This is a genomic window from Dysgonomonas hofstadii (assembly GCF_014196915.1).
Classification (GTDB): Bacteria; Bacteroidota; Bacteroidia; order Bacteroidales; family Dysgonomonadaceae; genus Dysgonomonas; species Dysgonomonas hofstadii.
In genome coordinates, this window is sequence record NZ_JACIEP010000004.1 from 132,749 (window position 1) to 144,513 (window position 11,765).

The window sequence follows — 11,765 nt, forward strand, 5'->3', positions numbered from 1 at the left end:
ATATTTCACCTATTTAAATATGATGATATAATAAAGAATGTTATTCGTATAAGATATGGTCTAATAAGCATACTTGCTTGTATTTTAAAATTAATAATCAAGTTAGAAAGGTTCTAAAGTAAATAATAATGATATATTTCTTTTAAATAAGAAACAGCTCAAAGAAATAATTGATCTTTGAGCTGTTATTTTAAGGTTATAGTAATTTATTTCTTCTTGAGAGTGAAAGCTTTTGATGGTTTAAAAACCGGAATCGAATGAGCTGGTATAATTATAGTCGTATTCTTAGAGATATTACGTGCTGTTTTTTCAGCTCTTTGCTTAACATTAAAACTACCAAATCCACGAAGGTATACATTATCTCCTTTTACTAATGATAATTTTACTTCATCCATAAACGATTCTACTATTTTTAAAGCCGTTTGTTTATCTACTCCTGTATTTTGGGCTATATGAGCCACTAATTCTGCTTTAGTCATAAATTTAATTTTAAAACTTTTATTTAAAAATACAAAGATATCACTAATTAAATAATTTGTTTATAATCAGAAGGCTATTATTGAAAGTCAAGACACAGAGCATTGTTAAGTATAATTCATAAAATACCAGCTTGATTTTTATTTTAATTTTTTAAAGGGATTTAAAATAATCTAGACATAAGCCCAATAAATCAAGTGAAAACACACTCTTATAACCAAATGATCGTATTTTTCAGGTTGTCAGTTGGTTGTGTGTTTTAATTTTGTCAATAATAATATTTAATTAAAGTATTATTATATGTAAATAGCATATTATCAGTTCAATAATTGCGTTTTTGTTACTCGTTTGTTACTTTACTTTATTTATTGCATTTTTATATCGAAGTTGAATGATCATCATAACTCCAAAAAATGATTTCATCATTACGAAAAATCTTATGTTTTTATACATATTACCGTGGTTGCAAGAAAACAAATTATCACAATAATGAGGTATGACAAGGAAATTCACTATCTTTGCATATGGATAATGGTTTGACATTCATTGACGAATTTTTGTTACCAGTTTGTTACCCGTTATCCAAAACACACTGATATGACATTGAAAATCAGTAAGTAATAAACAAACGGGGCTGACTGGCTTTGACAGCGAGATGAAGTGGTTTGTAAGCATGCAGTGCGTAGTCGGCTGGCACTATAATCTCAGACGTCAAACAATTAACTGGCAATAACAATTACGCTCTTGCTGCTTAATCGAAGTATAGTAGATTCAAGCTTAATCCTTGCACAGGTGTAGGGACAAGACATCACCCGGAAGCTGTGGCTTCGAAGCGTGCCGATAAGGTGGTGCAGGTAAATCGGAGACAGGATAGGGGATGCTTCGGCTCTTATCTGAAATTAAGAAGCTAAGGTTTGGGTTGGTGGCTTCGGTCTTGCCCATTCTCGAAAATAGAAGCGGAGATAAGCATGTAGAAAGCAAATTAGTTCCTTGTTTGGACCGGGGTTCAAGTCCCCGCAGCTCCACAGATAGAAGAAGAAAAATGTATCTTATCCCTGTAAATTAGATATTTACAGGGGTTTTTGTTTTCTGTAGTCTGCAAAAAATAACTGTTAAATGCATATCTGGCATGACCTTGATTATGGGGTGTCTGCATCCAACCTTCAATAAATATTGCCAAAAATAATTTTTCATTCTCGGCATATGGAAGAACCAGATTCGATGAGGATGATACAAAAACAATCAGATTAAGTTTGGAGTATCAAATAAGGAGCTTATAGTGATGCTTAACGGCTTTTGTATATTGATTTATCTTTATGCCTGAAAGGAAATTTTCAAGTAAATATTTTGGATATAGTGCTCATACTAACAGTTACTTCTTTATTTTTTTATGTGGAAGTTTCGGCACAACAGGTTGCAAATTTTTATACGGAAAAAGTATATATGGTTGCCGGTGTCGGCTTTTCTTTTTAATGAAATAAGCAGGGATTCGGTATTGCTGTCCAAATTGTTGAATATAGCTCTTGAAAAATATTGATATGGAGAGGAAATAAACCAATGAAACAAAAAAACTTAAAAAACAGAAGTCTCTTTCAAATAAATATATATAACAAAAAAGCCTGACTCTTTGTTATAAATCTAATATCACTGTTTAAATCAAAAATATAACAAGCGATGAATAAATATCTATCTGTTTTCTTTCTACTACTTTTTGTATCCACAAGAATATTCGCACAAGATAATAAACCTGTATTGGATATTACCCTTTCCAATTATCAATACCCTTATGAAGTGCATTACCTTGATTTCGAAAGTCAGGGAAAACAATTAAAAATGGCATATATGGATGTTCAACCTTCAATGCCAAACGGGAAAATAGTTATGTTATTACATGGGAAAAACTTTAATGGAGCTTATTGGAAAACAACAATAGAAGCGCTCACAAAAGAAGGATATCGTGTAATAGTGCCTGATCAGATTGGTTTTGGGAAATCATCAAAACCGATAGGATATCAATTTACATTCCAACAACTTGCACAGAATACTAAAATGATTCTGGATAAGATTCAGATAAACAAGCTAAACCTGCTCGGGCATTCAATGGGAGGAATGCTTGCTACAAGGTTTGCCTTGATGTATCCTGAAATGGTAGAAAGGTTAATCCTTGAAAATCCAATAGGATTAGAAGACTGGAAACTAGTTGTACCTTATTCAACTATTGATGAGAATTATATAAGTGAATTGAAAGCCGGTTATGAATCAACAAAGCAATATCAAACTCGATTTTATTACGATAATCAGTGGAAACCAGAATATGATGAATGGGTATATTTGCTGACAGGCTGGGTAAAACACCCCGATTATCCTATTGTGGCAATGAATAACGCCCAAACTTCAGATATGGTCTTTACTCAGCCGGTTATCTATGAATTTCGATACATCAAAGCACCAACATTATTGATTATAGGTACCCGTGACCGTACTGCAATTGGTAAGGATAAGGTTAAGGACGAGTCGGTCAGGGAGAAAATGGGATTGTACCAAAATTTAGGCAAACAAACTAGAGATAAAATATCCAACTCGAAGTTAGTAGAACTGGATAATGTAGGACATCTACCACATATAGAAGCTTTTGACAGGTTTATAAAACCTTTGATGGATTTTATAGAGTAATATACGTTCCAACTATAAGTAATTCGCAGAATTACAGCATGTGCATGAATGCTGACGGTTCTAATTTATGATATATAAGATGTTGAAATCCGATGGATGTTTGGAAGTGTAATGTTTCCTCCAGCTTCACATATTGTAAAATATATATTATCCCTGTAAATTGGATGTTTACAGGTTTTTTTTATGAAATAGGTAAAAATAGTTGTAGTAAGTCTCTTTTGACCATTGTCTAAGTGAAGCAGGCCGGATTTGAGCCGGCGTCCCAGGGACTAGAAATCCATGAAGTAAATCTGAATTGACCATTTGCCGGTAATTTTAAAGCTGCGATAGGGGCTCACGCCAAGTTTGGAGTACGCCTTAATTGACCTGTGCATTAAAGGTAATTTCACGGATTACCATACTCTGCCAACTGAGCTACTGCTTCATATAAATACAGATAATTGTATAGGTTTTCTACCTTAAAGAGTTATGACGTAACCCGTACTTAACCTGTCTTTTTTATTGTTTCAAATATCACTTTTCTTACTTTGATGCTACAAAGAAAGATTATCGTTACGCAGTTTTTTCGCGTAATTGAAATTATTTTTCATATTTTTGAAAAATAATATAAGATCGACTGAGAATGATAACAATAGATATTGACAAAGAGACCTGTATAAAATGTGGTAAGTGCGTAAAAGTGTGTCCTGCATACATTTTGACACAGGAAGATCCGGAAACCGAAATTGGCTTGAGAAATATCCAGACTTGTATAGCTTGTGGACATTGTGTTGCCGTGTGCCCTACCGATTCGGTTATCCATTCCGAGTTTCCTGAACAGAAGATACATCCTTTGAATAGAGATATACTTCCAACTTCCGAACAAGTCATGGAACTATGTAAAGCAAGACGTTCCAACAGGGCTTTCCTTTCATCGTCGGTTCCCGAAGAATATCTCCGTCAAATTGTCGAAGCCGCACATCTTGCGCCTACAGCCAGTAACGGCCAGGAAGTGAGCTTTACGCTTGTAACAAATCCTGATTTATTAAAACAAATAGCAGAGATAACAATAAATACGTTCGAGACTGCAGTAAAAAAAATAACGAACCCATTTGTCAATCCTTTCATTAACTTGATAGTTCCGGGGGCAAAAGAAGCTGTTCCAACATTAAGTGCCGTAATAGCAAAACATAGAAGCGGAACCGATGCTATACTGCGAGGAGCAAAAGCTGTTTTACTTATTCATACACCAGCCTCCAGTAACTTTGGCAGGCAGGATGCAAACCTCGCTTATCAGAATGCATCACTTATGGCAGAAAGCTTAGGGGTGTCACAGTTTTATATCGGGTACGTTTGTATTGCAATCGATCTGGATAAGAAACGTAAACTAGCAAAACTGTTAAATATTGAAGGCACTATACATGCAGGTATGGCTTTGTCGATGCCGGCTTTTAAATTCCCTAAATATATAAACCGTAAGGAGTTAAACCTTACAGTATTTAAAAGCTAAGAAAAATGACGGCTAGCCTGGAAGCACATAACCTGATAATACTGTTTACCTTTTTGAATGTAATATTTCTTTGGATACACGAACTGGATGCATCCCGTAAAGGTGAGTGGCGTATGTTTGGTTTTCTATCGGGCTTGAAAGAAAATATGCAGCGAAATTTTTATCTGTTTGCTCATATTCCCTTACTTCTTTTCACAATTTATTACTTATGGACAGTAATTAATTTTCATAATTTTACATTATGGATAATATGGAATGGATTAATGTTTATACACCTGCTTATCCATCTGTATGCTAAACGATGGAAGTCAAATGTATTTAAATCTTCATCTTCTTTTATATTTATCTACCTGACTGCAATCACAGCTTTTATTAATCTTTTATTATCAAATTATTACTGATTATGCCTGTTAACCGCAATGCTTTAATACGCTATAAGACAATAGATACCTGTCTACGAAATAAATACAGACAGTGGACACTCGAAGGCTTGATAGATGCCTGTTCCGATGCTCTCTATGAATATGAAGGAATAGACAAAGGTATCAGTAAACGCACTGTACAAATGGATATCCAGATGATGCGCAGCGAAAGATTAGGTTATAATGCTCCTATTGTAGTATATGATAATAAATACTACAAGTATGAAGATGAAGATTACAGCATAACAAATACTCCTTTATCAGAACAAGATTTGAAAACCATGTCAGAGGCTGTTGAGGTGCTACGCCAGTTTAAAGGATTTTCTTACTTTTCAGGTATGGGTAATATTGTCAGTCGACTGGAAGATCATGTAACTTCGGCAAAACAGAAAACTATACCCGTTATAGACTTTGAGAAAAACGAAAGCCTGAAAGGATTGGATTATCTTGATATTATTTATCATGCTATTGTGAACAAGCAGGTTCTAAACTTAAAATACCGTTCATTCAAGGCCCGCTCGGCAAATACATTCTTATTCTATCCTTATTTACTAAAAGAATATCGCAACAGATGGTTTGTATTTGGCCGACGAAAGGGAAATCTAATCAATCTGGCATTAGACAGGATACACAATATAGAAATAGCTGAAAAAGAAAAGTTTGTAGAAAATAATTTATTCGACCCTCAGACTTTCTTTGACGACTTGGTTGGTGTCACTAAGAATGTAGGAATGAAAGCCGAGACTATACGTTTCTGGGTAGATAGGCAAAATGCTCCTTATGTACAGACTAAGCCTATTCATAAAAGCCAGAAAATAGTTGAAGAGCACGAAGACGGTTCCAAAATATTCGAAATTAATGTAGTTGTCAATCAGGAGCTACAAAGGGAGTTCTTTGGATATGCGGATACTGTAAAGATCCTTTCACCGCAGTCATTGGTTAACTTTATGGGTTGGAAATTCCGGTTAGCAAAAGATATATATAACGATATTGAAGAATAATTATTCCGAGTTTTATTTTCTAATTTTAAATATTCAACAGTAAAAAGGAAAAACGGACGAAGTACTGGCTAAGGGGAAAATCAATTATAGTGCTCTGATTAATATTTGTTATAATGTTCTTTTCTTAGTTGCTCATAAGTCGTATATCATAACAAAGATTGATAAGTATACATTATTACATGAACTTTATGGAATTTATACCTCAAAGTATTAATTAACATAACAAAATAGGAAATTTGGAATTAAATAATGTTCTTTAATGAAACTCTTCTTTATTTTTGTAATTGTAAATAGCTGTTAAAGTTTGGAAGTGACCCGGGAATCTGATAAAACACTGTGGAATAAAGTCCGCTCCGGAGATAAGGATGCGTATGCTTTTGTATATGAACGATATGGACGTCAATTATTTTCTTACGGCTCATACTTCAGTATGGACGAAGAGTTAATAAAAGATTGCATCCAGGAAATATTTGTGCGTATATATCAAAATCACAGCAAGCTGGGAGAAACTGATAATATTCGGTTTTATTTATATTATGCCTTGAAGAATGAGTTATTACAAGAACTTCGCAAAAAATCCCGGTTATCCGAACTCAATCCCGAATTACTTGTATTCTCTACCAACAGTACTGTCGAAAAGCAGTTCATTGAAAAAGAATCCTCAAAATTAAATAAACAAAAAGTGACACAAATGCTAAATGAACTTCCTGCAAGGCAAAGGGAAATAGTTTATTATCGCTATATTGAAGAATTATCTTTTGATGAAATATGTAAGTTGATGAACCTTAATTATCAGTCGGCACAAAATCTTATACACAGGTCTATTAAAAAGCTACGGACTATTATTCAGATATTTATTATTGTATACATAATTTCTGTTATTTAGTTTTTTTAACAAAATAATTTTTATTAAGTGAGTAGAAAAAATGTAAAAACTCATTGTAATAGTAGAATTATTTTGGACAGAATGGCTAAACAATATTCAAACTATAAAATTGAAGACTTTCTTCAGGATGATTACTTTATACAATCGATGAAACATCCAACAGAGGAAAGTAAATTATTTTGGAATAAAGAAAAATCATCTTCTGATATTCTTTTCAAGGAGAATTATGAAGCTGCAAAATCCTTTATTGAAGAGATAAATGTGGAAAGAAAAGAAATATCAGAAGATGATTTTGTTGAATTATGGAATAAAATAAACCATAGAAATGAGACGAAAACGCATAAGTTGAGGCTTAGCAAACCGATTATCTATACTATCGCTTCCTGTGCAGCCTGCATAGCTGCAATAATTGGGCTGTCTATATTCTTTAACAGCAAAAACGACTCCGGAAATCAGGATATTGTTGCAATAGCCAATCTCCTGTCCTTGGGAGAAGACAATAATTCAGATAAGGTAACTCTAACCTTAACAGATGATGAGAAAATTGAGATTCCGGATAATAATGTGGAGATTGAATATTCCTCGGAAGGAGATATCGCGGTCAATACAAACAAGGTGTCTAATATCAGTTCGGCAAAGGATACCAAATACAACCAACTTACAGTCCCTTTGGGCAAACGCTCTGTCCTAACCCTTGCCGACGGCACTAAATTATGGGTAAACGCTGGTACCAAAGTTGTTTATCCTACAACTTTCGATGATAAGAAAAGAGAAATCTATGTTGATGGCGAAGTATTCATGGATGTAGCCCACAACAAAGAAAAACCCTTTTATGTGAAAAGCGAAAAGCTGAACGTTATTGTTTTAGGAACATCATTCAATGTACAAGCATATAAAAACGATGATATGAGTTCTGTCGTATTAGTAAGAGGATCTGTAAAAGTTGAGACTCAGGACAGGAACATTTTGCTCAAACCCAATGAGAAGCTTACGATGACACCCGATGACTTAAGTATAGCGACTGTAAATGTAGAAGATTATATATTATGGAAAGAAGGTCTCTATAAATTCCAAAGTGAAAAATTCGGCATAATACTCAAAAAACTATCAAAATACTATGGTGTAGAATTAAAATGTGATGCACAGTCTGCTCACCTTATCTGCAATGGTAAAATCGATCTGAAAGAAGATATAAACAGGGTTTTAAAAGGATTGATGAAGACTGTTCCTGTAGAATTGACAATAAATGATAAAAGATATGAATTCAAGTATAAGTATAACCAATAAAATACCACCTGCCTATGGAAAAAGTATAATAATATAAAGAACAACCGGATAATACTCCACATATTATCCGGCCACTGATTTTAAATCTAAAATACTGATGTTAAACTTAAAAATCAATACAAAGATATGGCTTATATAGAAAATATAGGCATTCTGAATCTTAATAATATAAAATTATTCAGAATGATAAGACTTATTGTATGCTTTCTATTGTTGAGTATAAATATTTGTACAGCCTCTAATTCTTATTCGCAGAACACACTCATTTCGTTAAATATAAAAGATCAGACGATAAAAGAAGTTTTCAGTGAAATAGAGAAGAGGAGTGAGTACGTATTTTTTTACTATGAAAACATCCTTGACCTCAATCGTAAGGTCAGCCTGAGTGTGAAAAACCAACCCCTGACGGATATATTGAATATTATATTTGAACATACAAATAATAAGTTCAGTATAGATGACAGGCAGGTTTTTATTACGCAAGAAAAGAAACAAGCTGTCAAACAGGAAAAAGTGACATTAAAGGTTGAAGGTACGATCCGCGATGCTAGTGGAGACCCTCTAATCGGGGTTACTGTACAAGAACTGGGGACTAATAATATAACCGTCACCGATGCTGATGGAAAATACAGCCTTTATAATATAAAATCGGAAGCTTCTATCATAAAGTTTTCATATATCGGATTCAATCCGCAGGAAGTGGAAATAAAGAAGCAAAGAGTTATTGATGTTGTAATGTACGAAGATACCCAGGGGCTGGAAGAAATCGTTGTTGTCGGTTATGGAACCCAAAAAAGAGAAAGTGTGATAGGAGCCATTACCACTGTAAAACCTTCCGATCTTCAATCAAATCAAAGCAGGTCAATTACAAATGCCCTGGCTGGACAGGTTACAGGAGTTATTGCAGTACAACGCAGCGGGGAACCTGGAGACGATGCCTCTGATTTTTGGATAAGGGGAATTTCTTCTTTTGGTTCGGCAGGTACATCGCCATTGGTATTGGTCGATGGTATTGAACGCAGCCTGAATAATATATCTCCTGAAGAAATAGAATCATTTTCTTTATTGAAAGACGCAACAGCAACTGCGGTCTATGGCGTACGTGGTGCAAACGGAGTGATCCTCATTCAAACTAAAAAAGGACAACTCGGGAAACCCCGCATCACCATAAAGGCTGATTATGGTATATCCCGTCCTACTCAATTACCTTCTTTCGTTGATGGTGCAACCTATATGGAAGTAATGAACGAAGCCCATAAACTATCCGGCTATTCAGGGCAAATGTATTCGGATGACGCAATCAGGGCGACCCGTGAACAAAGCGATCCGGATCTGTTTCCTAGTGTGAACTGGCTGGATGAAGTAACCAGAACAAATGTACCCAATGGAAGAGTAACACTGGATATTAATGGAGGAAGTGAAAGACTCAGATATAGTATGGTAGTATCGGCATTCACAGAAAAAGGTATTACTGTTGTCGATAAGAACGTCGATTATGATGCAGCAAATAAATTAAGCCGATATAATGTGCGGTCTAATGTAGATATAGACCTTACACCGTCTACAAATGTAAGTGTAAGTATCGGAGGATATATTCTGAATAAGAATACTCCCGGGAAATCTCCTACAACCATAATTTACGAAGCATTCAAAAATACACCGATTGTACACCCTGTTATTTATTCGAATGGTCAGATTCCAGCCAATACATCTCAAACCAATCCATGGGCAGCATCCACTCAGACAGGTTATATTTCTACATATAACAACAGTTTACAATCAGTATTCTCTGTGACCCAAGACGTGGGAGCCTTGTACGAACCATTGAAGGGATTGACGGCCAAAGCTATATTTTCATTCGATGCATATAGTTGGAACGAGTTGCAAAGAACGAAAGTCACTACAACATATTTTGCATCAGGAAGGGATGACGATGGTAACCTTATAACTTCTATGACCAACGAAGGAAGTAATTTCCTGGGTTACGCTAAATCGGCAGGAGGTAATCGCGCCATGTATTTTGAAGGACAATTATCTTACAACAGGCTTATTGCCGAAAAGCACAGGATAGATGGTCTCTTTCTGTATAATATGAGAGATTATGTAAACGCAGATGCTGTAAATGCCATAATGTCTTTGCCTTACAGAACGCAAGGCATCGCTGGCAGATTTTCTTATAGTTTTAAAGATACTTACTTTGTTGAAGGAAATTTTGGGTATAACGGATCTGAGAATTTCAACAGAGGTCATCGCTGGGGATTTTTTCCTTCAATAGCCGGAGGGTGGATGATTTCTAATGAGCCGTTTATGACCGGTCTGAATAAAATAATTCCAAAGCTTAAATTAAGAGCTTCTTACGGACTTGTCGGAAACGATCAGTTGAGCGGACGGCGGTTTGCTTATATTTCATCTGTTAATTCAATTACCGGATACACTTTCGGTATATCCGGAAGCCAGACTGTCAATGGTTTGGTTGAAGGAGACTTCGGTATAGAAGACTTATCGTGGGAAACGGTAAAAAAATTCAATCTGGGACTGGAAATAGGGATATTGGATGCAATAAATATTCAGGCAGATATCTTCCATGAAAGACGTGAAGACATATTTATGCAACGCAAAACTGTTCCCGAAACTGCCGGATTTAACGTTAATCCGTGGGCAAATTTCGGAATAGTGGAAAACCGCGGTTTCGAGGTTAATATTGATGCGAATAAAAGACTATCGAAAGACTGGCATATTTCAGCCAGGGGCAGTTTCACTTTTGCCAGAAATAAAATTATCGAATACGACGAAAGCGAATCTCTGAAAAACACGACTCGTTCGCGCACAAATCAGTCCATGAATCAATATTTCGGGTTAAAAGCAATTGGCCTGTTTCAGGAAGAAGACTTCAAAGCGGATGGAAGCCTCGTAAACGGAATTCCAAATCATACCTTCGGACAGGTGAAGCCCGGAGATATACGATACGAAGACACCAATCTGGATGGGAAAGTCGACGCCTATGATTACCAACCGATAGGGAAACCAAGTGTCCCGGAAATTATATATGGATTTGGTGTAAGTACAAAATATAAAAATCTGGATTTGAGTATGTTTTTCCAAGGTGCAGCAAATTTCTCTAATATGATACAGGGCGATCTGCTAATACCCGGAAGTGGTGGCGGAGGTCTTGGTAATATATATTCTAATTATGCAGACCGCTGGATTCCCGAAGATCCATACCGCCAGGTATTTTGGCCACGCCTTTCGGTAAATGTGAGTAGTAATAATATGCTCTATTCTACCTGGTGGCTGAAGGATGCTTCTTATCTGCGGCTAAAGAATCTGGAGCTGGGATACACTCTCCCTAAACAATGGCAAAAATCGGCACATATGCGGGATGCCAGAATATTCTTCCGTGGCACAAACCTGTTCACATGGAGTGTGTTTGATATGTGGGATCCGGAAATAGGATCGAGCAATGGATTAAAATATCCTCCGATGAAAGTGTATTCTGTTGGTTTTCAAGTATCGTTTTAACAAAAAGGAAA

8 protein-coding genes and 1 other RNA gene are annotated in these 11,765 nt (G+C 35.5%); 8 read left to right on the forward strand and 1 reads right to left on the reverse strand.

Annotation, left to right across the window (positions count from 1 at the left end):
- Positions 1-206: 206 nt before the first annotated feature.
- Complete coding sequence (locus tag GGR21_RS06605; protein WP_183306412.1) at positions 207-479, reverse strand: HU family DNA-binding protein; 273 nt, start codon at positions 477-479, stop codon at positions 207-209.
- Between the two features lie 628 nt (positions 480-1,107).
- Here GGR21_RS06605 and ssrA point away from each other — a divergent pair.
- From ssrA to GGR21_RS06645, 8 genes are all read left to right on the forward strand, one after another.
- Positions 1,108-1,505, forward strand: a transfer-messenger RNA (tmRNA) gene (gene ssrA / locus GGR21_RS06610).
- A gap of 646 nt (positions 1,506-2,151) precedes the next feature.
- The gene (locus GGR21_RS06615; RefSeq protein WP_183306413.1) at positions 2,152-3,150 is read left to right on the forward strand and encodes an alpha/beta fold hydrolase; all 999 of its coding nucleotides are present in this window, start codon (positions 2,152-2,154) and stop codon (positions 3,148-3,150) included.
- A gap of 625 nt (positions 3,151-3,775) precedes the next feature.
- Entirely contained in the window at positions 3,776-4,639 is an 864-nt protein-coding gene (locus GGR21_RS06620) for a nitroreductase family protein (RefSeq protein WP_183306579.1), read from the forward strand.
- A 5-nt stretch (positions 4,640-4,644) separates the two neighbouring features.
- A complete protein-coding gene (locus GGR21_RS06625; protein WP_183306414.1) occupies positions 4,645-5,040 on the forward strand; it encodes a DUF6713 family protein in 396 nt (131 codons plus the stop codon).
- A 2-nt stretch (positions 5,041-5,042) separates the two neighbouring features.
- Positions 5,043-6,062: a helix-turn-helix transcriptional regulator gene (locus GGR21_RS06630; protein ID WP_183306415.1), complete on the forward strand. Its 1,020-nt coding sequence runs from the start codon at positions 5,043-5,045 to the stop codon at positions 6,060-6,062.
- A gap of 310 nt (positions 6,063-6,372) precedes the next feature.
- Positions 6,373-6,948, forward strand: coding sequence for an RNA polymerase sigma factor (locus GGR21_RS06635; protein ID WP_317169865.1), 576 nt, complete (start codon positions 6,373-6,375; stop codon positions 6,946-6,948).
- An 81-nt stretch (positions 6,949-7,029) separates the two neighbouring features.
- Positions 7,030-8,235 carry a FecR domain-containing protein gene (locus GGR21_RS06640; protein WP_183306417.1) on the forward strand — a complete coding sequence of 402 codons (1,206 nt, stop codon included), beginning with the start codon at positions 7,030-7,032 and terminating at the stop codon, positions 8,233-8,235.
- 183 nt (positions 8,236-8,418) lie between these two features.
- Positions 8,419-11,754, forward strand: coding sequence for a TonB-dependent receptor (locus GGR21_RS06645; protein ID WP_183306418.1), 3,336 nt, complete (start codon positions 8,419-8,421; stop codon positions 11,752-11,754).
- Positions 11,755-11,765 lie beyond the last annotated feature (11 nt).